Source organism: Catenulispora pinistramenti, from assembly GCF_018274385.1.
Lineage (GTDB): Bacteria > Actinomycetota > Actinomycetes > Streptomycetales > Catenulisporaceae > Catenulispora > Catenulispora pinistramenti.
This window is the reverse complement of sequence record NZ_JAAFYZ010000173.1, coordinates 1-23,875: the sequence shown is the minus strand read 5'-3', so window position 1 is coordinate 23,875 and position 23,875 is coordinate 1. Positions and strand designations below refer to the sequence as shown.

The following is a 23,875-nucleotide window of genomic DNA, read 5'->3' as shown; positions in this document are numbered from 1 at the left end:
GGTGCGGGGCTGGTAGGGTTGGCAGTCGGCCGCGAGTTGTGTGGTTCCCGTGGAGACGACCGGGGACGCTCAGCGACCACAATCTTACGAGGAGTTACGGGTGTCTCTGGACGCAGCTACTAAGAAGAAGATCGTTGAGGACTACGGGACGAGTGCCACTGACACCGGTTCTCCCGAGGTGCAGATCGCGCTGCTCACGTACCGCATCAACGAGCTCACCGAGCACCTGAAGTTCCACAAGCACGACCACCACAGCCGGCGTGGGCTGTTGCTGCTGGTTGGTCAGCGGCGGCGGTTGCAGGGTTACCTGCAGAACACCGACATTGTGCGGTACCGGGCGCTGATCGAGAAGCTGGGGCTGCGTCGGTAGTCCTTGTTGTTGTGTCGCAGGAGCGGTTCGTGGTCACGGACCGCTCCTGTTGCGTACCCGCTGGGTGCTGGGCCGGACCAAGCTGATGACTTTTCCGGTTAGAGTGGGTACCGGAAAAGTTCAATACGTTTTAGGGAACTGAAGAGGCACTGCGCGACGTGGTTCGCGTCGAATGGCCGGTTGGGCGCCGATCTTCGGTAGTGGCCCTCGGGATGTTACGCACCCGTGGGCTTCGATCGAAGACCGGGCCGCCGCACGGCGGCGTGGGTCCACGACAACCGCGTCCTCTTCAGTCCGCCGCATACGAACTGAGGAGTACCTCTTGTCCGAGGGTGTTTTCACCACCGAGGCCGTCATCGACAATGGTCCGTTCGGTCAGCGCACCGTGCGCTTCGAGACGGGCCGGCTGGCCCGTCAGGCCGCCGGGTCGGTCGTGGCCTATCTGGACGAGGAGACGATGGTCCTTTCCGCGACCACCGCTTCCAAGTCCCCCAAGGAATCGCTCGACTTCTTCCCGCTGACGGTGGATGTCGAGGAGCGCATGTACGCCGTGGGCCGGATTCCCGGCTCGTTCTTCCGGCGTGAGGGCCGGCCCAGTGAGGACGCGATCCTCACCTGCCGGCTCATCGACCGGCCGCTGCGTCCGTCCTTCGCCAAGGGCCTGCGCAACGAGGTGCAGGTCGTGGCCACGATCATGGCGCTGAACCCGGACCACCTGTACGACGTCGTGGCGATCAACGCCGCGTCGGCGTCCACCCAGCTGGCCGGCCTGCCGTTCTCCGGTCCGATCGGCGGCGTGCGCGTCGCCCTGATCCAGGACCGCTGGGTCGCCTTCCCGACCCACACCGAGCTTGCCGACGCCGTGTTCGACATGGTGGTGGCCGGCCGGGTGCTGGACGACGGCGATGTCGCGATCATGATGGTCGAGGCCGAGGCCACCAGCGAGACCGTGGCCCTGGTCGCCGGCGGCTCCACCGCCCCGACCGAGGAGGTCGTCGCCGACGGCCTGGAGGCCGCCAAGCCCTTCATCAAGGCGCTGTGTGTCGCCCAGCAGGAGCTGGCCTCGTCGGCCGCCAAGGCCACCGCGGAGTTCCCGCGCTTCCTGGACTACCAGGACGACGTCCTGGAGGCCGTGACCGCGACCGCCAAGACCGAGCTGGCCAACGCGCTGACCATCGCCGCCAAGCAGGAGCGCGAGGAGGAGCTGGACCGCGTCAAGGCGCTGGTCGTGGAGAAGCTCGCGCAGCAGTTCGAGGGCCGCGAGAAGGAGATCGGCGGCGCGTTCCGCGCGCTGACCAAGAAGCTGGTCCGCGAGCGCATCATCCGCGACCAGGTCCGCATCGACGGCCGTGGCGTGCGTGACATCCGTCCGCTGTCCGCCGAGGTCGAGGTCGTGCCGCGGGTCCACGGTTCGGCGCTGTTCGAGCGCGGCGAGACCCAGATCCTGGGCATCACCACGCTGAACATGCTCCGCATGGAGCAGCAGCTGGACACGCTGAACCCCGAGACGCGCAAGCGCTACATGCACAACTACAACTTCCCGCCGTACTCCACCGGTGAGACCGGCCGCGTGGGCTCGCCCAAGCGCCGGGAGATCGGCCACGGCGCCCTCGCCGAGCGCGCGCTCGTCCCGGTCCTGCCGGCCCGCGAGGACTTCCCCTACGCGATCCGCCAGGTGTCCGAGGCACTGAGCTCGAACGGCTCCACCTCGATGGGCTCGGTCTGCGCCTCGACCATGTCGCTGCTGAACGCCGGTGTGCCGCTGAAGGCCCCGGTCGCCGGTATCGCGATGGGCCTGGTCTCGGCGGAGATCGACGGCAAGACCGAGTACGTCGCGCTGACCGACATCCTCGGTGCCGAGGACGCCTTCGGCGACATGGACTTCAAGGTCGCCGGCACCAAGGACTTCGTCACCGCCCTGCAGCTGGACACCAAGCTGGACGGCATCCCGGCCTCGGTCCTGGCCGCCGCCCTGAAGCAGGCCAAGGACGCCCGCCTGCACATCCTGGACGTCATGATGGAAGCCATCGACGTCCCGGACGAGATGAGCGAGTTCGCCCCGCGCATCATCTCGGTGAAGATCCCGGTGGACAAGATCGGCGAGGTCATCGGCCCGAAGGGCAAGATGATCAACCAGATCCAGGAGGACACCGGCGCCGAGATCACGATCGAGGACGACGGCACGATCTACATCGGTGCCGCCAACGGCTCGGCCGCCGAGGCCGCGCGGACCACGATCAACCAGATCGCGAACCCGACGATGCCGGAGGTCGGCGAGCGCTACCTGGGCACCGTGGTGAAGACCACGACCTTCGGCGCGTTCGTCTCGCTGATGCCCGGCCGCGACGGCCTGCTGCACGTCTCCCAGCTGAAGAAGCTGGCCGGCGGCAAGCGGGTGGAGAACGTCGAGGACGTGATCAAGGTCGGGGACAAGGTGCAGGTGGAGATCGCCGAGATCGACTCCCGCGGCAAGCTCTCGCTGATCCCGGTGCTGCCGGACGAGCAGGAGAGCAAGCCGGCCGAGGCCAAGGCGGAGTAACCCTCTTGTACCCGGTTGAGACCCTGATCGCCGGGCAGAACGGCAACGGCACTGTGCGCCGTACCGTCCTGCCCGGCGGTTTGCGCGTGGTCACGGAGACCATGCCCTCCGTCCGTTCGGTGACCTTCGGCATTTGGACCGGCATCGGCTCGCGCGATGAGCACCCCGAGGAGTCCGGCGCCACCCACTACCTGGAACACCTGCTGTTCAAGGGCACCGCGAAGCGGTCGGCGCTGGAGATCTCGGCGGCGCTCGACGCGGTCGGCGGCGAGATGAACGCCTTCACCGCCAAGGAGTACACGTGCTACTACGCGCGGGTGCTCGACACCGACCTCCCGCTGGCCATCGACGTGGTCTGCGACCTGGTCACCTCGGCGCTGATCCGGTCCGAGGACGTGGCCTCCGAGCGCAACGTCATCCTCGAGGAGATGGCGATGACCGAGGACGAGCCCGCCGACCAGATCCACGACGAGTTCGCCTACGCCCTGCTGGGTGACTCGCCGCTGGGCCGGCCGATCCTGGGCTCGGTGGAGTCGGTCAACGCCCTGACCCGGGACACGATCGCCGAGTACTACCACTCCCACTACACCGACGACCACCTGGTGGTCTCGGCCGCCGGCAACCTCGACCACGAGGTCGTGGTGGCCCTGGTGGACCAGGCGTTCGCCCAGGCCCGCGGCTCCCGGGACGCCGACCGCCGGCCGGTCGTGCCGCGCATCGGCGGCGACTGCGGCGTCTCCCACTCGGGCCTGCGCCTGGTCAGCAAGGCGACCGAGCAGACGCACGTCGTGCTCGGCGTGCCGGGCGTGGCCCGCAACGACCAGCGCCGCTACCCGCTGGGCATCCTGTCCACGATCCTCGGCGGCGGCATGTCCTCGCGGTTGTTCCAGGAGGTCCGCGAGAAGCGCGGCCTGGCGTACTCGGTCTACAGCTTCTCCACTCACCACGCCGACTGCGGCATGTTCGGTGTCTACGCCGGCTGCCAGCCGGAGAACTTCACCGAGGTGCTGAAGATCTGCCGCGACGAGGTCCTGAAGGTCGCCGACGGCGGCGTCACCGAGGAGGAGCTGCGCCGGGGCATCGGCCAGGTGCGCGGTTCGACGGTGCTCTCGCTGGAGGACACCGGCTCGCAGATGACCCGGATAGGGAAGAACGAACTCGTCTACGGCGAGCACCTCACCATCGAGGAGTTGCTGGAGCGGGTGGAATCGGTGACAGTCGAGGACGTCAAGGAGGTGGCCGAGGAGTTCCTGCGGCAGCCCCAGGCGGTCGCGGTCATCGGGGACTACGAGGACGCTTCATCGTTCGAAGGGGCTCTGGGATGACCGGCGTGACAGCCGCTCTCGGCCAAGCGGTCGTGAAGGTCGCGGTGTTCGGCGCGGCCGGCCGGATGGGGCAGGCCGTCTGCCGCGCCGTGCTGGACGCGCCCGGGCTGGACCTGGTCGCGCAGATCGACGCCGACGACGACCCGCGGCGCGCGGTCGAGGCCGGGGCGCAGGTCGCGGTCGACTTCACGCACCCCGGCGTGACCGTGCAGAACATCGAGTTCTGCGTCCGGCACGGGATCGACGTCGTGGTCGGCACCTCCGGCTTCGACGAGGCCCGGCAGGAGCAGGTCCGCGCGCTCCTGCCCGGTACCGATGTCCGGGTCCTGGTGGCCCCGAACTTCTCCATCGGCGCTGTGCTGATGATGCGGTTCGCGGCCGGCGCCGCGCCGTACTTCGAGAGCGTGGAGATCGTCGAGCTGCACCACCCGGACAAGGTCGACGCCCCCTCGGGCACCGCGACCCGCACCGCGGAGCTGATCGCCGAGGCCAGGGCCAAGGCCGGAAGCGCGCCGATGCCCGACGCCACGAAGACGGGTCTGGACGGTGCGCGCGGCGCGACCGTCGAGAGCGTCCCGGTGCACTCGGTCCGGCTGCGCGGCCTGATCGCGCACCAGGAAGTGCTGCTCGGCACGGTCGGCGAGACCCTGACGATCCGGCACGACTCGCTGGACCGCGCCTCGTTCATGCCCGGTGTGGTCCTGGCCTGCAAGAAGATCGCGACGCTGCCGGCCGGCCTGACCGTCGGCCTGGACGCGTTGCTGGACCTGTAGAACCCCGCGATAGGCACCTAGGCACCCTCATGCGCAACCGCACCACGGCCCTGATCCTGGTCGTCATCCTGTGCTTCTACCTGCTGCTGGCCGTCCAGCGCGGGGTGTGGCTGATGGCGACGGGCAAGCCGGTGCTGGTGCTGTTCGGAATCGGCGTGCTGATGCTGCCGGTCGTGGGCGTTTGGTTCGTGGTCACCGAGGTGCGGATGGGCAACGCCTCTTCGCGCCTCGGTACCCGGCTGGAGGCCGAGGGGCTGTGGCCGACGGAGGAGATCCCGCGGCGGCCGTCGGGGCGGCCGGATCTGAAGGCGGCCGACGAGATCTTCGAGAAGCGCAGGGCCGAGGTCGAGGCGGATCCGGAGAACTGGCGCGGATGGTATCGGTTGTCGTTGGCCCACAACGACGCCCGCGACCGGTCCAGAGCGCGTAAGGCGTTGCGGAAGGCCATCGAGCTGGACCGGTCGCGCGGCTGACCCGCCTGCCGGTTCCGGTACGCCGCGCGACTCCTGCGAGCATCGCGCTCCGTGGTGCGACCGTCTCGATCCGGTCACGGCCGCAACGGCCGTGGGAATCCGCCTCGTCCTGTCTCCCGGCGGTCGGTGTTCCGCCGACCGCATGACACGGGAGGCGGAATGCGGAGACAATTCGCGGTGCTCGGGGCGATCGCTTTGATCGCGGCCGGGCTGGCGGCGCCCGCGCAGGCGACGGCGGCGCCGCTCGCGGGGTATTACGGGCAGCGGCTGGACTGGCAGCCGTGTGCGGGGAGTCCGGGGTTCGAGTGCGCGACGTTCGTCGTGCCGCGTGATTACAGCCGGCCCGAAGCAGGCGACTTCCGGCTGCCGGTGATCAAGAAGCCCGCCGGCGATCCGGCCCATCGCATCGGGAGCCTGATCCTGGACCCGGGCGGGCCCGGCGATTCGGGCCTGGCGGACCTGCCGGGGGACGCGTCGTCGATGGGCGCCTCGGTGCTGGCGGACTTCGACATCGTCTCCTGGGACCGGCGGGGGATCGAGGGCAGTGACACCACCTTGACCTGCATGGATACCGCTGCGACTGACGCCTATACGCACCTGGACCCGGCACCGTCCACCCACGCGGGGGTCGCCGCGCTGGTCAAGGCCGGGCGGAACTTCACGGCGGCCTGCCGAGCGAACTCCGCCCCGGGCCTGCTGGGCCAGATCGGGTCGATCGCGAACGCCCGCGACATGGACATCCTGCGGGCGGTTCTCGGCGACAGCAAGATGAACTACTTCGGCTACTCCTACGGTTCGTTCCAGGGACTCGTCTATGCCGAGTTGTTCCCGGGGCGCATCAGGACCATGGCGGTGGACGGCATCTTCGACCCCTCCCTCACCGGGACTCAGATGACGGTCGAAGGTGCGCTGTCCGAGGAGAGCGAACTGCAGTACTACGCCGATGTCTGCAATACGACGCCTGGCGTCACCTGCCCCGCTTCTACGCCGGCCGGCATCATGGCTCTGATCGACAAGCTCCAGCAACAGGTGAAGACCTCGCCACTGCCGGCTCAGGGGACCACGCGCACCGTCGGGCCCAATGAGTTGGCGACGGCACTGCGGCTCAACGGTATTGCGCCGGGCGCCTTCTATGCACTGACCGGTCCCGCGCTCTCGGCCGCGGCTGCCGGCGACGGTACGCAGCTCCTGGGCTTGGCGGATACGTTGAACAGCCGCGCTCAGGGAGCTCCGGGGCCGGTGACCGGCTACCTCGACAGTTTCCAGGACGACGCCGCGTTGTTCTGCGTCGATCGGCCCTGGCCGAGCGGGACGGTCGGCTACGGGTCGCTCCTGGCCGCCGCCGAAGCCGCGTCACCGCACCTCGGCGCCGAGCGCGCGACCATGGCGCTGCCCTGTGGCTCCTGGCCGACCGCCGATTTCCCGCATGCGGTCCGGGCGCCCGGCACGCTGCCGATCCTGGTGGTGTCGTCGACAGGAGACCCCGTCACGCCTTACCAGTGGGGGGTCCGCGTGGCCGACACCCTGGCGAACGGAGTCCTGCTCACCTCGGAGTCACACGGCCACACGGCCTACGGCAGCAACGGATCGGCGTGCCTGGACGCGCATGTCGACGACTACCTCGTCAACGCCGCACCGCCGCCGCCCGGCACCGCCTGCTGATCGGGGAGGCGTGAGCCCATCGTGCCGTGAAGTTCCCGGGCTCGCGCGGGGCTGACGATCGCCGAGTCCTGCGGCGGCGCTGATTTGTAGTGTTGCCGCAGGACTTTGCCGGTCACCGGGGCGACCGGAGCGATCACGTTGACTCCGACCCACGGTTTCTTCGCGATACGCGTTCCTATACGGATGAACGGCTGCGCTACACGGATTCCGAAGTCAATAAGCCGCCATTGGTGGAAACCCCCGGTGCGGCGCATCCAGGTCGGTAGAGAGTGGATGCTCAGGATCGCTGTGAAGCGTGAGGCCGCCCAGACCCGGAAGCCCACCTTCTTGAGGGGCGGGTAGAGCAGGTAATGCATTCCGCGGTGCGCGCGTTCTGAGGAGCACAGCTGCGGACGCACCTTCTCGAAGTACGCCTTCACTTCCTCGCGATTGCGCGGGACCTCTGCGGGGTCGCAGGTCTGGAGCTCGGCGGCGATCCTGCACTCGGCCCAGTAGCGGTCCTCATCGGATTTGGACAAGCGGCCGGGACCGTAGAGCTCGTAGCACTTCAGGACACTGTGCCAGCCGGTTATGTGGATCCACAGCTGGGAGTCCGGGTTGTTGGCGCTATAGCGTTTCCCGGTAATGGGTTCCACGCCGGTGGCTTTGGCATGGATACGCATTAGGAACTCCGCAGCCTGAACCACAGTGCGGCTGTCCCCGACTGCGACCGTGAGGAAGTAGGCGAGGGTCTGGTCGAGGCGGCCGTGCGGATCCTCATAGATGCCGCCGCTGTCGGCGACCGCCGCGGCCAGCGGAGGGTCGAAGTGCTCGAGCACCACGGCCCGCTGGAAGCCGATGAGCGAGGTCGGCGACGTCCAGACCCGCCAGCTCACCGAGTCCGGGCCGAAGAAGCCGTTGTCGAGGCTGCGCAGGGGTCCGCGCTCGGGGGAGACGGGGACGTCTTCGGCGCTGGGGTGGGGCATCTTGCGTGCCTCCTCTACAGTGGACGCCGGGAATTACTACCGGCGCGTAGCAATATGCTACGCGGACGTAGCTTTGTAAAGGGGCCGGGTGTGGTGACGAAGAACGGGCGGCGGCGCCGCGAGTACGCGCCGCGGGTGCCGATCGAGCAGCGTCGCCGGGAGTTACTGGACGCGGCGCTGCGCATCGTGGTCCGGGACGGGCACGGCGCGGTGACGATGGAGGCGGTGGCGGCGGCTACCGGAGTCACGAAGCCGGTGGTCTATGGGGTGTTCCCTAATAGGGAAACGCTATTGGGGGAGTTGCTGCGCCGCGAACAGGCGGCGGCTCTAGAACAGTTGGTGGAGCTCTTGCCCGCGCTGCGTAAGGGGTTGGCGGCCGGCGCGCATCCCGCGGATGTCCTTGCAGAGGCCCTGGACGGGTTCCTGGCCGCCGTGCGGGCTGCGCCGGAGCGTTGGTCCTGCGTGGTGTCGCCGATGGCGGATATGCCGGCGCAGTTCAATGCGGCGCGGGAGGAGACGCGGGGCCTGGTATTGGCTTCCGCGGAGGAGCTGGGTCGGTGGATCACGCGGACGTTCGACGCGTCGACGGATCTTGATCCGGAATTGATCGCGCACACGGTGGTGACGCTTGCCGAGATGGCTGCTCGGCTGGTGCTGACCGATCCGGAACGGTATGAGCCCGCTCGGTTCGTGAAGGGACTGCGGGCGGCTGTGGGGCTGGTGCGGTAGGGCGGCAAGCCGCGCATGCTCTAAATCTGCGCCAGATTCGTCGGCCAGCTCCGGCCGCGCCAGTCCTGCAGGAAGTCCTCGACCCGGTCGGCGACCGCGTCCCGCTGGGTCAGCATGAAGAACATGTGGCCGCCGCGGAAGAATTCGATCTCGGAGTCGCGGATGCCGACTCGGGTGGCCAGGGCGGCGGCCGGCTTCATGCTGCGGTCGCGGTGGCCGTGCAGGATCAGCGTCGGCGCCTGGATCTCGGACAGGCGGTCGGTGCCGTCGTAGGACGTGCTGGCCGCCAGTTGGCGCAGGTGCGCGTAGTGCGGTTGTCGGCGCTCGGGGCTGACTCCTGGCAGCAGGTGCAGGCGTTTTGCGAATCCGAGGACGCGGGCCGGGATCGACATCCGTAATCGGCCGGTTCCGGTGGCCGCCGTGGCGATCAGCACCATGCGGTCGACGCGGGCGGGGTGCGCGGCGGCGATCTCCAGGGCGATGCGGCCGCCCATCGAGACGCCGACCAGGTGGGCGCGGGGGAGGCCGAGGGCGTCCATCAGGCCGACGGTGTCCTCGGCCATCATCGGGATCGAGTACGGGATGTCGGGCTTGTCGGTGCGGCCCGCTCCGCGGTTGTCGAAGGTGAGGACGCGGAAGCTGCGGGCCAGGCGTTCGGTGAAGGGGGCGAAGACGGTCATGTCCACGCCGAGGCCGCCGACAAAGACCAGCGGCGGGCCTTCACCGTGGATCTCGTAATAGACGTCGACGTCGCCGACCCGAACCGATGGCACGCTGCCAGGATAGGCCCGTTGTGGGCCGCTGACCTGAGAAAACGGATTCGATCCGGTATCAGATCGCCGGATCAGGCACCGCGCCGGATCCGGTATCGCGTCCGATACCGGATCACTGGCGGAGCCGATATCGGATCAGGGATCAGATGATGGCCGTGGCCTCCACCTCGATCAAGGCGTCGGGCAGGAAGAGCGAGGAGACCTGGACCGTGGTGCTGGTCGGCGCGGGCAGCCCCGGGAAGTACTCCGCGCGCACCTCGCCGTACTCACGGATGCGGGAGATGTCGGTCAGGAACGTGCGCAGGCTGATGACGTCCGCGAAGCCCGCCCCGTGCGCGGCCAGCACTTCGCCGATCAGGTCCATCACCCGGCGGGTCTGGGCGCGCAGGTCGTCGCCGCCGACGATCTTGTGGTCGTCGTCCCACGCCACCTGGCCGGCCAGCATCAGCAGGGTGCGCTCGCCGAGCGGGATGACGGCGACGTTGGAGAAGGCCTTGGTCGCCGAGGAGGGAACGCCGGCGGGGTTGTCGAGAGTGAAAGCAGTCATGCGGCGAAGCTATGCGGGCCGGAGCGATACCAGTAGCGAATAGTCTGCATGTATCCCATGCCCAGCTAGCATGGCTTGTCATGGACACCGCGCTGCTCGAAGTCTTCCTGGAGGTCGCGCGGCGCGAATCGTTCACCGCGGCGGCCGGCTCGCTCGGCTATACGCAGTCGGCGATATCGCGTCAGATAGCCGCGCTGGAGGCTTCGGTCGGCGCGCCGTTGTTCGACCGCCTCCCGCGGGGCGTACGGCTGACCGAGGAGGGTCGGGCCTTGGTGCCGCACGCGACGGCCGTCGTGGGCCGTCTCCGGGCCGCTGTGGCCGATGTGCGGGCCGTCGGGACCCTGGGCGGCGGTCGGCTCCGGCTCGGGGCGATCCCGACCGCCGACATGGTCCTGATGCCACGCGCCATCGCCGCGTTCCGGCAGGCGTATCCGGCGGTCATCGTGACGCACGCCGAAGGGCTCACGCGCCGCCTGGTCGCAGACCTCCGCGAAGGGGACCTGGACCTGGCGGTCATCGGGACGGCGAGCCCGGAGCCGGTCTTCGAGGGGGTGCGGCTGCGCCGGCTGATGGACGACGCGCTGGCGGTGGCGCTGCCCCGCGGCCATCGGCTGGCCGACCGGGAGATGCTGTCGCTGGCCGATCTGGAGGGCGAGAACTGGATCGCCGGTCAGCCGCGGTCGCAGGACACGCTCATCGCCTCGGTGCAGAGCGGGGAGTTCCAGCCGGGAATCCCTTTCGTGGTCCTGGAATGGTCGGCGAAGCAGGGGTTCGTGGCGGCCGGGCTCGGCATCACGCTGATCCCGGCGCTGGGGGCCGAGACGGTGCGGCCGGATGTGGCCGTGGTGGCGCTGGATCCGCGGGAGGTCGCACCGCGGTCGGTGTTCGTGGCGACGCCCGAAGGTGTGGCGGACAGTGCGCCGGTCACGGCCTTCATGGAACTGCTGAAGCCGGGGCCGGCGCCCGCTCGGTGACAGGTCCGGAACCCGCCAGTACCGCAGGTCGGCGCGGCGGACGATTGATCCATGCACACCGTTCCCGGCATCAAAGTCCTTTACTTCGGTACCCCCGTCGTCCTGATCACGACCCGCAACGAGGACGGCACCCCCAACATCGCCCCGATGTCCTCGGCCTGGTGGCTCAACGGAAACGCCATGCTGGGGTTGGGCAACGCTTCACAGACCTCGGCCAACATCGCCCGCGAGGGCGAGTGCGTCCTGAACCTGCCGTCCTCCGATATGGCCGCTTACGTCGACCGCATCGCGCTGACCACCGGCCGCCTGGAGGTCGCGCCGTATCGGGCGGAGCAGGGCTACCGCACCGAGCGCGACAAGTTCGGGCTGGCCGGCCTGACCGAGCAGGAGTCGGAACTGGTCTCACCGCCGCGCATCCTGGAGTGCCCGATCCAGATGGAGGGCCGTCTGGTGAAGGCGCACTCCTTCGGCGACGAGCGGATGACCGCGTTCGAGGTGGAAGTACTGCGGACGCACGTGGAAGAGAAGCTGGTCATCCCCGGAACCCACTACATCGACCCCGAGGAGTGGGACCCGCTGATCATGAAGTTCTGCGAGTTCTTCGGGGGCGGGCAGCCGGTGCACACGTCACGGCTGGCCGGCGGATGGCAGATGCCGCATACGCTGCGGAAGCTGTCGGTTGCGGAGAGTGCTGCCGCGTAAGAGGATTCCCGGGGCTGCGCTCAGTGCGTCAGCGCTCAGCCAGCCAGCACTCAGTGCGTCAGCGTCAGCTTGATCGCGAGGCCCGGCAACAGCAGTCCGAACGCGCTGAACGCCAGCGGCCCGTTCGCCCCGCAGTGCAGCCGTCGGGTGGCGCCCTCGCGGACCTCCACCTGGACCTTCTTCGAGTACATCCCGTCCAGCGACAGCTCGACCAGATGCACACCGGGGTCCACGGCGAACTCCGCCGCGCCGTTCTGTGCCAGCCGGCCGACCGAGATCCCGTCGATCCACACCTTGTACGCCCGCGGCCGCAGCTGGAACCCGCTGCGGCGGGTGAGGGTTATCGTCCCGGACATGCTCGACCTGCCTAATTCGGACACTGGTGTATATCAGTGGATGCAAGGAGCATAAACGCGAGGGCGGCACCGGTATCCGGTGCCGCCCTCGGCGTTACGCGATCGTCGCCTACCTACGATGCCGCCGCCGCTGCGAAGCGTGACATGGCGTGCTCCACCAGGCGGATCAGGGTCAGCTTGGTGGACTCCCGGCTGCGGGCGTCACAGGTGACCACCGGCACGTCCGGCGGGATCGACAGCGCCTCGCGGACGTCGGCGACCTCGTGCGTGAGCATGCCGTCGAAGCAGTTCACGCCGACGATGTAGGGCAGCCCGGCGTCCTCGAAGTAGTCGATGGCCGAGAAGCAGTCCGCCAGCCGGCGGGTGTCCACCAGCACCACCGCGCCGATGGCGCCGCGGCACAGGTCGTCCCACATGAACCAGAAGCGGTTCTGGCCCGGTGTGCCGAACAGGTACAGGATCAGCTCGCGGTCCAGCGAGACCCGCCCGAAGTCCATGGCCACCGTGGTGGTGACCTTGCCGGGCACGACAGTGAGGTCGTCGACACCCTCGGAGGCGGCGGTCATGACCGCCTCGGTGGTCAGCGGGGCGATCTCCGAGACCGCGCCGACGAAGGTGGTCTTGCCGACGCCGAAGCCGCCGGCGACGACGATCTTCACCGACGTGGTCGGGCCCACCGCGGGCTGCGGCTCGGGCGCCTGTCCGTAAGGGGAGTAATTCACTGCACGGCCTCCTTTCTACAGATTGCGGAGCCCGATGAGGACTCGTTCGAGGAGCGCGAGGTTGGGCTGGCCGGTGTCGGTCTCGCCGGGTTGCTGGATGGTGACCAGGCCGGCGTCCGACATGTCGCCCAACAGCACCCTGACCACCCCCAGCGGCATCCGCATGAGCGCCGCGACCTCGGCGACCGACTTCAGCTCGACACACAGCTCACAGATCCGCTGGTGCTCCGGCTCCCGGCCGGGCAGGCGCGATCGTCCGTTGTCCGTCGTCGATACCAACGCCTCGATGGGCAATTGGTAACGGGCTCGCGTGCGGCCCCGGGTCAGCGCGTATGGGCGGACGAGGGGCGAGGAATCGTGCGCGCTGCTCACGGCCGCGTGCTCCTGTCGCTCGTCTGAGGTTGAAGGGGATTCACCGGGCGTCCTCTCAGCGCGGCAGCGACGACTGGAGCTCGGCGCGCAGCGCCGGCGTCAGGACGTCGCCGGCGCGTTCGACGAGCAGGGCCATTTCATAGCCGATCAGGCCCATGTCGCAATCCGAGGAAGCGAGTACGGCCAGAGCCGAACCATCCGAGATGGCCATCACGAACAGGAAACCACGGACCATCTCCACGACGGTCTGGGTCACGGCCCCGCCCTCGAAGATGCGGGCGGCGCCCTGGGTCAGCGAGGACAGCCCGCTGGCCACGGCCGCCAGCTGGTCCGCGCGGTCGCGGGGGAATCCGTCGGATACCGCCAGAAGCAGGCCGTCGGAGGAGACCACCACCGTGTGCGCGACCCCCGGGACGCGGTCCACGAAGTTGGTGATCAGCCAGTTGAGATTCCTGGCGGCTTGGGTCAGGTTCGGGTCGTTCACGGTTGCTCAGTCCTGCTTTCCTGGCTCAGGAGAACCGAAGGCGGCCGGGCCGTCGGACATGGGGTTGGCGGGATCGGAGGGCTGCGACTCGCCGGGCGTGCCGGCGGCGTCGCGGCCCTGGCGCAGCCCCTGGTGGAAGCTGGCCAGGCGGGAGCGCACGGCCTCGGCCGAGCGGGCCGGGATCGGCGAGGGCGCGGTCTTGGCGGCGCCGGTGCCGTCCGCCGAGCCGGGCACCAGGTTGGACCGCGGGACGCGCTTGGGCAGGCCCTTGGGGGTCAGACCGGCCGCGACCGGCTTCTTGACCACCTCGGCGGCCTTCCAGCCGTCGTCGCCGGGTGACTGCCAGGCCTGGCCCGCGGAGCTCTGGTCGTCGTTCATGGGCTCCTTGGGTTCCTCGTGCGGCGCGGCGGGTCGGGCCGGGCCGCCGGCCGCGGTGTCGGCGGCTCCGGCGGCCGACGGCGGGGTCGGCGGGGTCGGGGCGGCGGGACCGGCCTCGGGCGCGGTCGGCGGTGCCGGGCTGGGCGCGGCCGGAGCCGCCTGGACGGGCTCGGCAGGGGCCTGAGGTCCCTGAGCCGGGAAACCGGCGCCGGAGCCCGCCAGCGGGTCTCCCAGGGGCTCTGTACGCGGTCCTGGGAAACCGGTCGGCCGCATCGGTTCCACCGGCGGCAGCGCGCCGGCCGCCAGAGCGTTCTGCGGCGGGGCGGTCCCCTCGCCGGCGCGCTGCCGGAACCACTCGGACTCGATCGCGTTGAAGATCGAGGTGTCGTGGGCCGCCGGATCCATCGGGATGGACTCCAGCGGGGCGGTCAGCGGGTCCGCGAAGTCGGCGAAGTTCGTACCGGAGGCGGACATCGGGTCCTGCGGGCCGTAGCCGGCACCGGAGTCGCCGAGCGGGGTGTGGAAGCCGGACCCGGAAAGCTGGTCGCCCTGGGCGGGCGGGGCCTCGAAGCCCGGGCCGGACAGCGGTTCGCCGACCGGGCGGCGGCCGAAGGACGGTGCGTCGTTGCCGTAGCCGGTGCCGGTCGGAGCGGCCGGGCCGCTCTGGTCCAGCGGGTCGGTGAACGGGTTCCTGAGGCCGGACATGGTGTCGGCCGGGCCTTCGGCGGACGGCGCCGGCGGCTGCTCGCCGAACTGCGGGGCGTCGAAGCCGGGGCCGGACAGCGGTTCGCCGACCGGGCGGCGGCCGAACGAAGGTGCGTCGTTGCCGTAGCCGGTACCGGTCGGGGCTTCGAACGAGGGCATCTCGAAGCCGGCGCCGGGAGCCGGTGCGGCGGGTTGGTCGAACTGCGGGGTGTCGAAGCCGGGACCCGACAGCGGTTCGCCGACCGGGCGGCGGCCGAAGGACGGTGCGTCGTTGCCATAGCCGGTGCCGGTCGGAGCGTCGAACCCACCCGACGCCATCGGGTCGCCGAACGAAGGCGCCTCGAAACCGGGGCCGGGAGCCGGCGGACCGGCCTGCTCGCCGAACGGCGGGGCGTCGAAGCCGGGGCCGGACAGCGGTTCGCCGACCGGGCGGCGGCCGAACGACGGTGCGTCGTTGCCGTAGCCGGTACCGGTCGGAGTGTCGAACCCACCCGACGCCATGGCGTCGTCCACCGGTGTGTTCGGAGCCGCGAACGGGTTCGCGGGGTTCTGCGGCGCGTCGAAGCCGGGGCCGTTGAAGGCCTCGGCCGCCGGCTGGCCGAAGGGCGCCGCGGGACCCTGCTGCGGGGCGTTGAAGTCGCTGTCCAGGTGGCCGCCGAACGGCGTCATCTGGACCTCGCCCGGGGCGGCGAAGGGATCGCCGGCGGCGAGTTCGGCGCCGAGGTCGTTGTTCAGGCCGCTGCCCGCCATCGGGTCGGCGGCGGTGCTGAAACCGCCCATGGGCGGGGACTGCGGGCTCTGGCCGGGTGCCGCGAACGGGTTCGCCGGCGGCGGCAGGAGCAGGTCGTCGCGGTCTTCGTGGGTCTCCCGGTAGGCCGCGAACTCGCCGGTGTGCTCCATGTCCGGGATGTTCGGGAGCAGGTCGTCGAAGCTGGAGGAGAAGTTCAGGGCGGGCGGCGGGGGCGTCGGACCGCCGGGCGCCGAGCCCGGCCGGAAGTCGTACGTCGCGGTGCCGTCCAGCGCGTCGGCCAGCCGGCCGTCCAGTTCCGGTTCCGGCAGCACGAACTCCGGCCGGTCGAAGGTGCCGCTGCTGCCCGGGTCGCCCGGGTCGCCGTCGCGGATCACCGGGGTCACGCCCTGTGACATCGCCTCGGTCTCGGCCAGCAGTTCGGCCAGCCCCGGCGGGGTGGCGTCGGTGCCGCGGTACGGCGGGGCCGCCGCGCTCACGTCCTCCCAGCCGTCGCCGTCCGCGCTCGCCGCCGGCACCCGCTCGCCGCCGAACGGCGGCAGCGGGGTCGGGGGCTGGGCCGCCGGGCCGGTCTCCTCGCCCGGGGGCAGCTCGCGCTGCTCGGCCCGGACCGCGCCGCCGGGCCGCCGGGGCAGGCCCATGGAGGTCAGCTGGGGCAGCTGGCCGGTGTCGGCGATGTCGCCGAAGCTGCCGCGGCCGCCCACGGCCGGGGCGTCGGACAGGTTGCCGGCCAGCAGCGCCGCCGGGACCAGCACCAGGGCGGTGATACCGCCGGTGGCCGAGCGGCGCAGCCGTACCTGGATGCCGTGCCGGGTGGCCAGCCGGCCGACCACGAACAGGCCCATGCGGCGGGAGATGGCGACGTCCACGACCGGCGGGTTGGCCAGCCGCTCGTTGGAGTCGTCCAGCTCCTCCGGGGTCATGCCGATGCCCGAGTCCTCGATCTCCAGCATCACGCCGCCGGTGTTCAGCAGGTTGCCGGTGACCGAGACCTTGGTCTCCGGCGCGGAGAACGACGTCGCGTTCTCCAGCAGCTCGGCGACCAGGTGGACGACGTCGTTGACGGCGCGGCCGGCGACCTCGACGGTCGGCAGGTCCCGCAGCGTCACCCGCTCGTACTGCTCCACCTCGGAGGCCGCGGCGCGCAGCACGTCGATCAGCGGCACCGGCTGCGACCACCGGCGGCCGGGCTCCTCACCGGCGAGCACCAGCAGGTTCTCACCGTTGCGCCGCATACGGGTCGCCAGGTGGTCCAGCTTGAACAGCGAGGCGAGCTGGTCCGGGTCCTGCTCGGCGTTCTCCAGTTCGTCGATCAGCCGCAGCTGGCGCTGCACCAGCGACTGCGAGCGCCGCGAAAGGTTGGTGAACATCGCGTTGACGTTGTTCCGCAGCATGGCCTGCTCGGTCGCCAGCCGGACCGCCTCGCGGTGCACCTCGTCGAAGGCCCGGGCCACCTGGCCCACTTCGTCGGTGCTGGACAAGGCGATCGGGACGATCGGTTCCAGCGCCTCGCTGCCGTCGGCGTCGCGCAGCCGGCGGACCATCTCGGGCAATCGGTTGCCGGCGATCTCCAACGCGGTGTTCTGCAGCATCCGCAGCGGGCGCACCAGCGAGCGGGCGATCAGCGCGGTGGCGATCGACACCACCAACAGCACGCCGATGATGACGCCGATGTTGAGGTACATGGTGTTGCGGGCGCTGTTGGCCAGCGCGTCGGCCCGGGACACCAACGCCGCGGCCTGCTCGGCGCGGACCTTCTTGTAGCGGTCGAGCAGCGCGTTGTACTGCGTGTAGACGCTGCCGGGGACCAGCTGGTCGCCGTTGTCGCTGGCGCCGCCGTTGGCCAGTTTGTCGCCGATGGTCGTCAGGTACTGGTTCGCGCCGGTGTAGGACTCGCCGACGTCCACGGTGTCGCTGAGCGACTGCTGCATCTGCGCGGTGGCGACGGTTTTGAACTCGGCGCGGGTGGAGGCCAGGTCCGAGATCAGACCCTGCAGCTTGGCCAGGTTGGTCTGGGCCTGGTTCGGGTCGCTGGTGACCGCCAGGACGGTGAGGAACCCGCGTTCCTGCGAGGTGGTCTCGGTCATCTTGCCCAGGTCCGACAGCGACCGGGCGTCGTTGATCAGCTGCTGGTCGCCGGCGTCGGAGGCCACGTACTCGTAGAGGCCGTCCAGGCTGGTCAGCACCTTGTTGTACTGGTCGAAGACGCTCAGCGGGTTGGAGTACGAACCGTCGACCGCGGTGTGCAGGGCCTCCACACCGGTCATGTTCGCCTTGGCGTTGGCGATCGCGGCCCGGGTGTCCGCGGGGTAGGAGCCGTCGATCTTGTCCAGCGCCGGCAGCATCGTGGCGGTGACCCGGTCGGTGACCTTGCGCTGCGCGGCCATGCTGGTGGTCAGGTTGGTCAGCGTCGAGTCGTCGGAGTTCCGGGCCCGGAACGCCATCATCTCGATGCTGATGTCCCGCTCGTCCTGGAGCGCGTCGATCAGGTCCGACAGCGGGCTGGCCGCGGCGGCCAGCGTCTTGGCGTGGTCGTAGGTCCGCACGTTGTCGACCTGCTGGCCGATGCGCGCCGCGGCGCCGGTGATGGTCGCCACCAGCGGGACGATGACCAGGACCACCAGACGGGTGCGGACTCGCCAGTTGCGGGGGGCGAACCGGTTGGCGTTCGGCGCCGGTGGCGGGGGAGGGGGCAGATGCCCGCCGGCGCCTTCGGTTTCCTGAGAAGTGGGGACTGGACGTTGACCGGGCAACACGTTGTCCCGAGGCCCGCGCGGAAGCTCGCCGGGAGCGGTGCGGCCGGCGGCCGCGTCGGATATGGATCCGCCGGGCGGCGGCCCGCCCACACCGCGCTCCGGGAAAGGAGCCGGCGGACGGCGCGGGGACACGGGTCGAGTCTGCACTGGCCCTCACAGCTTTCTTTGCGACCGGGCCGCTACTGCGGCGGGTGGGACGCCACACGGGGCTCGCGGTCTCTAGGTTTCAAGCAACGCATTCCAGCACAGGAGAGCGAGCGAGGCCAAGGGCGGGGGTTGACAGAGGGGCGGTTCGGTGCGTTATAGGCGGATAAGCCCGGCCAGGACTCCCTGTATATGCGTATCCTTACTCGTGCATGTGTGCTAGTCGATCTCAATGGTGTCGTAGGGCCGCTTCGGGCCCATGTAATACGATGCGCCGACCGGCTTCAACGAAACCCATTGCAGGGGGCAGCGCAGTGCGATCAGCCATACCCCGAGCCCGTTCCCGCAGGACCTCGGCGATCGTCCTCAGCGCCGTGCTCGCCGTGTCCGCCTTCGCCGCGACGGCGTGCAGCAGCAGTACCTCCTCGGGGGCCTCCATGCCCTCGCACGGCACGCTGGAACAGACCCAACTGCGCATCGGCATACCCAAGGGCGACATCGGCGCGTTGCCCATCTACACCGGCGTCGACAAGGGCTACTTCAAGGACCAGGGGGTCGATGTCACCATCGACGACTCCTACGGCTCCTACCAGGACGCGCTCTCGGCGCTCAACGCCGGCAAGGTCGACCTGGTCTACGACGACTACGTGCACGCGATCCTGGCCCAGTCCACCGGCGCCTACCGGCTGCAGCTGGTCGCCGAGGGCTACACCGCCGGCGACGGCAGCGTGCAGCTGGTCGGCAAGCCCACCCCGACCAACGTCAAGAGCGCCGACCAGATCAAGAACGTGTTCAACGCCAGCGGCGGGTTCCTGGTGCCGACGGCGGGCACCAACGACGCCAACGACGCCTACACGGTTCCGACCATCATGCTGATGACCTCGCTGCCGGACCTGGCCAACAGCCTGCGGATCAAGGCCGACAACTCCGCCTCGCACCTGAAGTCGCTGCCGGCCGGCGGGGTCGTCGACAAGCTGACCAGCGGTACGGACACCAACCGGGCCGCGGTCCTGGCCGAGCCCTACTACAGCGTCGCGATGAACAACAACCAGCTGATCAACCTGCTGGACCTGACCCGCGGCTCGACCCAGGCCATGCCGATGGGCGGCTACTTCGCCAAGCAGGACTTCGCGGTGACCCACCCCAACCTTTTCAAGGCGTTCACCGGGGCGCTGAACCAGGCCAAGGACGTGACCTCGCAGCGGGCCACGGCCATGTCCGAGATGCAGGCGCACTACGGCACCATGGCCAGCTCCACCGTCGCCGCCAGCTTGAGCTTCGGTACCTTCCCGACCACGGTGAACGTCGACCGGGTGTCCCGCGTCCTGACCCTGATGCAGGGCCTGGACCTGGCGCCGTATTACAACATCGACACGATGATGCCGCCGGACGCGCTGCGCAGCGGGAGCTGACGGGCCGCTCGAACCGGAGCGCGCCGGAGTTGTCACAGGTCAGCGGCCGCCGGCGGCCGATCGTCCCGGCGGGGCGCCGATAGGCTCGGACGGTGAGTGAAGAAGTGACCCAGGGCGTGCGGTTCCGCTCGGACATGACCGTGGAGTTGGTGAAGGCCTCGGCCGCGGACAACGACGTGCTGTGGGCGGCCCGGGTGTCCACCGCCGGCGAGCAGTCGATCGAGCAGGCCGACGCCGACCCGGCGCGCTCCACCGGGCTCATCAACTACCTCATGCGCGACCGGCACGGCTCGCCGTTCGAGCACTCCACGATGACCTTCCTGGTCTCCGCGCCGATCTTCGTCTTCCGCGAGTTCATGCGGCACCGGGTCTGGTCCTACAACGAGGAGAGCGGCCGCTACCGCAAGCTGGAACCGGTGTTCTACGTCCCGGGCCCGGAGCGCAAGCTGGTCCAGGAGGGCAAGCCCGGCCGGTACGTGTTCGTCTCGGGCACCGAGGAGCAGCACAAGACGGTCGAGGAGACCGTGCGCAGCTCTTGCGAGGCCAGCTATGCCGCGTACCTGGAGATGCTGGACGCCGGGATCGCCCGCGAGGTGGCCCGCACCGTGCTCCCGGTCGGGATCTACTCCTCGATGTACGCCACCTGCAACGCCCGCGCTCTGATGCACTTCCTGTCGCTGCGGACCAAGCACGAGGACGCGACGTTCCCGTCGTTCCCGCAGCGCGAGATCGAGATGGTGGCCGAGAAGATGGAGGCGTACTTCGCCGAGCTGATGCCGCTGACCTATGCGGCCTGGCAGGCGAACGGACGCGTCGCACCGTAGGGCCGGTCCACGGGCTGATTTCACCGGGCGCTCAGCGGCGAGTCGCGAAGTGCTCACTCCCGGTAGTCCTAAAGAGTGAAAAACGACCGACGCCGTGCCCCGACCCGTAACGCGCCCTTCGCGCCTCTGTTAACAGGGCGGACCCCGTCCCCACCGGACCCCCGAGCGGTGGAGACGGGGTCTGTCCACGCCACCGGCATTCATTCAGCGTGGCTGTGGGATTCGCGTAAGCAGCGTCAGATATTCGATCACCGGTGCGGCCCGGTACCTTTGTGCCATGCCCGAGAACGCGCACCCCGCCGAGCCCGCCACGGCCCTTTGGCCGGATACTGCCCTGTGGTCTGCCGGGGCGCCCTTCGGCCGCCTGATCACCGCGATGGTCACGCCCTTCCACGAGGACGGCTCGCTGGATCTGGACGGCGCGCAGAAACTGGCCGCACACCTGGTGGACGCCGGCAACGACGGCCTGGTGGTCTCCGGGACCACCGGCGAGGCCCCGACCACCTCCGCCGCCGAGCAGCTGGCGCTGCTGGAAGCGGTGCGCGAGGCCGTCGGCGACCGGGCTCATGTGATCGCCGGGGTGGGCACCAACAGCACCGAGCACACGCTGGCGCTGGCCCGGCAGGCCGAGGCGGCCGCCGACGCGCTGCTGGTGGTGACCCCGTACTACAACAAGCCGACCCAGGAAGGCCTGTACCGGCACTTCACCGCTGTCGCCGGGCACACCTCGCGGCCGGTCGTGCTCTACGACATCCCGCACCGGACCGGCGTCCCCATCGAGGTCGACACGCTCAAGCGGCTCGGCGAGCACGAGATGATCGTCGCGGTCAAGGACGCCAAGGGCGACCTGGTCGCCGGGTCCGAGGTCATCGCGGCAACCGATCTGGCCTATTATTCAGGGGACGACCCGCTGACCCTGCCGTGGCTCTCGGTCGGGGCGGTCGGCGTGGTCAGCATGTCGGCGCACCTCGCGGCGCCGCGCATCCGTGCGATGATCGCCGCCTATCTGGCCGGCGACGTGCGCGAAGCCGCCCGGCTGCACGCCGAACTGCTGCCGGTCCACGCCGGTGTGACCAGCGTGCCAGGTGTGATCTCCCTCAAGGCGGCAATGAACATGCTGGGACTGCCCGGCGGCCCGGTGCGGCTGCCCCTGGTCGAGGCGACCGAGGAGCAGCTGGCCCGGCTCAAGACGTATCTCGCCCAAGGCGGCGTGAAGATCTAGCAAGGAGCGGACCAGAGGTCCGCGGAACACAAAGGAAAACTGCATGAGCCATCCGCATCCGGAACTCTCCGGACCCCCGCCGCTGCCGCAAGGCGCGCTGCGGGTGACCCCGCTCGGCGGTCTCGGAGAGATCGGTCGCAACATGACCGTCTTCGAGTACGGCGGCAAACTGCTCATCGTCGACTGCGGCGTCCTCTTCCCGGAGGAGGCCCAGCCCGGCGTCGACCTGATCCTGCCGGATTTCAGCTCCATCCGGGACCGGCTGGACGATGTGGTCGGCGTCGTGCTGACGCATGCCCACGAGGACCACATCGGCGGGGTGCCGTACCTGCTCAAGGAGTCGGGCGACATCCCGCTGGTGGGCAGCAAGCTCACCCTGGCGCTGGTCGAGGCCAAGCTGGCCGAGCACCGGATCCGGCCGTACTCGCTGCAGGTCGCCGAGGGCGACGTGGAGCAGATCGGGCCGTTCGAGTGCCGCTTCGTCGCGGTCAACCACTCCATCCCGGACGCCATGGCCGTGGCGATCAAGACCCCGGCCGGCACGGTGTTCCACACCGGCGACTTCAAGATGGACCAGCTGCCGCTGGACAACCGGCTGACCGACCTGGCCACCATCTCCGAGCTCGGCAAGGCCGGCATCGACCTGCTGCTGTCGGACTCCACCAACGCCGAGGTGCCGGGCTTCGTCACCTCCGAGCGGGAGATCACGCCGGTGCTGGACCGGGTGTTCGGCCGGGCCAAGGGGCGGATCATCGTCGCCTCCTTCGCCTCGCACGTGCACCGGGTGCAGCAGGTCTGCGACGTGGCCGCCGCGCACGGCCGCAAGGTGGCGCTGGTCGGCCGGTCCATGGTCCGCAACATGGCGGTGGCCCGGGACCTGGGCTACCTGAAGGTGCCCGCGGACCTGATCATCGATCTGAAGGAGATCGACGATCTGCCGGAGGACAAGGTCGTGCTGATGTGCACCGGCTCGCAGGGCGAGCCGATGGCCGCGCTGTCCCGGATGGCCAACCGCGACCACCAGGTCCGCATCACCGGCGAGGACACCGTGATCCTGGCGTCCTCGCTGATCCCCGGTAACGAGAACGCGGTGAACCGGGTGATCAACGGGCTGACCCGGTGGGGCGCCACGGTCGTGCACAAGGGCAACGCCATGGTGCACGTCTCCGGGCACGCCGCGGCCGGTGAGCTGCTGTACTTCTTCAACCTGGCCAAGCCGCGCAACTTCATGCCGGTGCACGGCGAGTGGCGGCACCTGCGTGCCGCCGCCGACCTGGCGATCAAGACCGGCGTGCCGAAGGACCGGGTGGTGATCGCCGAGGACGGCGTCACCGTGGACCTGATCGACGGCGTGGCCCGCATCACCGGCAAGGTGGACGCCGGCTACGTCTACGTCGACGGCACCTCGGTGGGCTCGGTGACCGAGGCCTCGCTGAAGGACCGCCGGATCCTGGGCGATGAGGGCTTCGTGTCGGTGTTCGTCGCGGTGTCGGCCGACACCGGCGGCATCGTCACCGGCCCGGTGATCACCGCCCGCGGCTTCGGCCTGGACGACCAGACGCTGGAGCAGGCCAAGCCGCTGATCGTGACGGCGCTGGCGGACGCGGCGGCCGAGGGCATCGGCGACACCCACCAGCTGCAGCAGCTGGTGCGGCGCTCGGTCGGGCGCTGGGTCTCGAACACCACGCGGCGCCGGCCGATGATCCTCCCGGTGGTCGTCGAAGTCTGATCCACACAGGTCAACGGCCTTCTCAACGGCCGGGCAAGCCATCCTTTCGGTGGAGAAACGAAAGGATGGCTTGCGGCTTTTCTGGGGGCTGTAATGGATTGCGGGACGGGAGGCGGCCTTCGTGGGGCGGAGTCGCTGCCTGCCGGCCAGGGGAACCCAAGCATCGCGGCACCTCACCGGGGGGTCAGGGG

Annotated in this window: 21 protein-coding genes; 13 read left to right on the top strand and 8 right to left on the bottom strand. The window is 69.7% G+C overall.

The window, feature by feature from the left end:
• The first annotated feature begins 100 nt into the window (after positions 1-100).
• From rpsO to KGQ19_RS35355, 6 genes are all read left to right on the top strand, one after another.
• Entirely contained in the window at positions 101-370 is a 270-nt protein-coding gene (gene rpsO / locus KGQ19_RS35380; protein ID WP_194897886.1) for a 30S ribosomal protein S15, read from the top strand.
• A gap of 322 nt (positions 371-692) precedes the next feature.
• A complete protein-coding gene (locus KGQ19_RS35375; RefSeq protein WP_212017460.1) occupies positions 693-2,909 on the top strand; it encodes a polyribonucleotide nucleotidyltransferase in 2,217 nt (738 codons plus the stop codon).
• 5 nt (positions 2,910-2,914) lie between these two features.
• On the top strand, positions 2,915-4,234 hold the full coding sequence (locus tag KGQ19_RS35370) for a M16 family metallopeptidase (protein ID WP_212017458.1): 1,320 nt from the start codon (positions 2,915-2,917) through the stop codon (positions 4,232-4,234).
• Positions 4,231-5,007: a 4-hydroxy-tetrahydrodipicolinate reductase gene (gene dapB / locus KGQ19_RS35365; protein WP_230419935.1), complete on the top strand. Its 777-nt coding sequence runs from the start codon at positions 4,231-4,233 to the stop codon at positions 5,005-5,007. Before KGQ19_RS35370 ends, dapB begins: the two co-directional genes overlap by 4 nt.
• A 29-nt stretch (positions 5,008-5,036) precedes the next feature.
• Positions 5,037-5,480, top strand: a complete 444-nt coding sequence (locus tag KGQ19_RS35360) for a tetratricopeptide repeat protein (RefSeq protein ID WP_194897890.1) — start codon at positions 5,037-5,039, stop codon at positions 5,478-5,480.
• Between the two features lie 159 nt (positions 5,481-5,639).
• Positions 5,640-7,142 carry an alpha/beta hydrolase gene (locus KGQ19_RS35355; protein ID WP_212017456.1) on the top strand — a complete coding sequence of 501 codons (1,503 nt, stop codon included), beginning with the start codon at positions 5,640-5,642 and terminating at the stop codon, positions 7,140-7,142.
• Here KGQ19_RS35355 and KGQ19_RS35350 read toward each other — a convergent pair.
• Positions 7,097-8,107: an oxygenase MpaB family protein gene (locus KGQ19_RS35350; protein WP_212017454.1), complete on the bottom strand. Its 1,011-nt coding sequence runs from the start codon at positions 8,105-8,107 to the stop codon at positions 7,097-7,099. The two genes, KGQ19_RS35355 and KGQ19_RS35350, sit on opposite strands and share 46 nt — an antisense overlap.
• 90 nt (positions 8,108-8,197) lie before the next feature.
• On the opposite strand from KGQ19_RS35350, the gene KGQ19_RS35345 reads away from it, so the two are divergent.
• On the top strand, positions 8,198-8,836 hold the full coding sequence (locus KGQ19_RS35345) for a TetR/AcrR family transcriptional regulator (RefSeq protein ID WP_212017452.1): 639 nt from the start codon (positions 8,198-8,200) through the stop codon (positions 8,834-8,836).
• A 20-nt stretch (positions 8,837-8,856) separates the two neighbouring features.
• Here KGQ19_RS35345 and KGQ19_RS35340 read toward each other — a convergent pair whose 3' ends face one another.
• Both KGQ19_RS35340 and KGQ19_RS35335 read right to left on the bottom strand, forming a co-directional pair.
• Positions 8,857-9,609, bottom strand: coding sequence for an alpha/beta fold hydrolase (locus KGQ19_RS35340; RefSeq protein WP_212017450.1), 753 nt, complete (start codon positions 9,607-9,609; stop codon positions 8,857-8,859).
• Positions 9,610-9,751: 142 nt separating this feature from the next.
• Positions 9,752-10,156 carry a RidA family protein gene (locus KGQ19_RS35335; RefSeq protein WP_212017448.1) on the bottom strand — a complete coding sequence of 135 codons (405 nt, stop codon included), beginning with the start codon at positions 10,154-10,156 and terminating at the stop codon, positions 9,752-9,754.
• Between the two features lie 80 nt (positions 10,157-10,236).
• On the opposite strand from KGQ19_RS35335, the gene KGQ19_RS35330 reads away from it, so the two are divergent.
• Together KGQ19_RS35330 and KGQ19_RS35325 are read left to right on the top strand one after the other, a co-directional pair.
• Entirely contained in the window at positions 10,237-11,130 is an 894-nt protein-coding gene (locus KGQ19_RS35330) for a LysR family transcriptional regulator (RefSeq protein ID WP_212017446.1), read from the top strand.
• 51 nt (positions 11,131-11,181) lie between these two features.
• Positions 11,182-11,832, top strand: a complete 651-nt coding sequence (locus KGQ19_RS35325) for a flavin reductase family protein (RefSeq protein WP_212017444.1) — start codon at positions 11,182-11,184, stop codon at positions 11,830-11,832.
• Positions 11,833-11,882: 50 nt separating this feature from the next.
• Here the strand turns inward: KGQ19_RS35325 and KGQ19_RS35320 are convergent, their stop codons facing one another.
• From KGQ19_RS35320 to KGQ19_RS35300, 5 genes are all read right to left on the bottom strand, one after another.
• Positions 11,883-12,188, bottom strand: a complete 306-nt coding sequence (locus KGQ19_RS35320) for a hypothetical protein (protein ID WP_212017442.1) — start codon at positions 12,186-12,188, stop codon at positions 11,883-11,885.
• A 113-nt stretch (positions 12,189-12,301) separates the two neighbouring features.
• Positions 12,302-12,910 (bottom strand): GTP-binding protein, encoded by a 609-nt coding sequence (locus KGQ19_RS35315; RefSeq protein WP_194897899.1) that lies wholly within the window; start codon positions 12,908-12,910, stop codon positions 12,302-12,304.
• 15 nt (positions 12,911-12,925) lie between these two features.
• Positions 12,926-13,282 (bottom strand): DUF742 domain-containing protein, encoded by a 357-nt coding sequence (locus tag KGQ19_RS35310; protein WP_194897900.1) that lies wholly within the window; start codon positions 13,280-13,282, stop codon positions 12,926-12,928.
• A gap of 55 nt (positions 13,283-13,337) precedes the next feature.
• A complete protein-coding gene (locus tag KGQ19_RS35305) occupies positions 13,338-13,751 on the bottom strand; it encodes a roadblock/LC7 domain-containing protein (RefSeq protein WP_041543529.1) in 414 nt (137 codons plus the stop codon).
• Positions 13,752-13,772: 21 nt separating this feature from the next.
• A complete protein-coding gene (locus tag KGQ19_RS35300) occupies positions 13,773-18,194 on the bottom strand; it encodes a sensor histidine kinase (RefSeq protein ID WP_212017440.1) in 4,422 nt (1,473 codons plus the stop codon).
• A 617-nt stretch (positions 18,195-18,811) separates the two neighbouring features.
• On the opposite strand from KGQ19_RS35300, the gene KGQ19_RS35295 reads away from it, so the two are divergent.
• The 4 genes from KGQ19_RS35295 (at position 18,812) to KGQ19_RS35280 (ending at position 23,684) form a co-directional block, all read left to right on the top strand.
• Positions 18,812-19,909, top strand: a complete 1,098-nt coding sequence (locus tag KGQ19_RS35295; RefSeq protein WP_212017438.1) for an ABC transporter substrate-binding protein — start codon at positions 18,812-18,814, stop codon at positions 19,907-19,909.
• Between the two features lie 134 nt (positions 19,910-20,043).
• The gene (gene thyX, locus KGQ19_RS35290; RefSeq protein WP_230419936.1) at positions 20,044-20,733 is read left to right on the top strand and encodes an FAD-dependent thymidylate synthase; all 690 of its coding nucleotides are present in this window, start codon (positions 20,044-20,046) and stop codon (positions 20,731-20,733) included.
• 277 nt (positions 20,734-21,010) lie between these two features.
• A complete protein-coding gene (dapA, locus tag KGQ19_RS35285; protein ID WP_212017436.1) occupies positions 21,011-21,955 on the top strand; it encodes a 4-hydroxy-tetrahydrodipicolinate synthase in 945 nt (314 codons plus the stop codon).
• A 43-nt stretch (positions 21,956-21,998) separates the two neighbouring features.
• The gene (locus tag KGQ19_RS35280) at positions 21,999-23,684 is read left to right on the top strand and encodes a ribonuclease J (RefSeq protein ID WP_212017434.1); all 1,686 of its coding nucleotides are present in this window, start codon (positions 21,999-22,001) and stop codon (positions 23,682-23,684) included.
• Positions 23,685-23,875 lie beyond the last annotated feature (191 nt).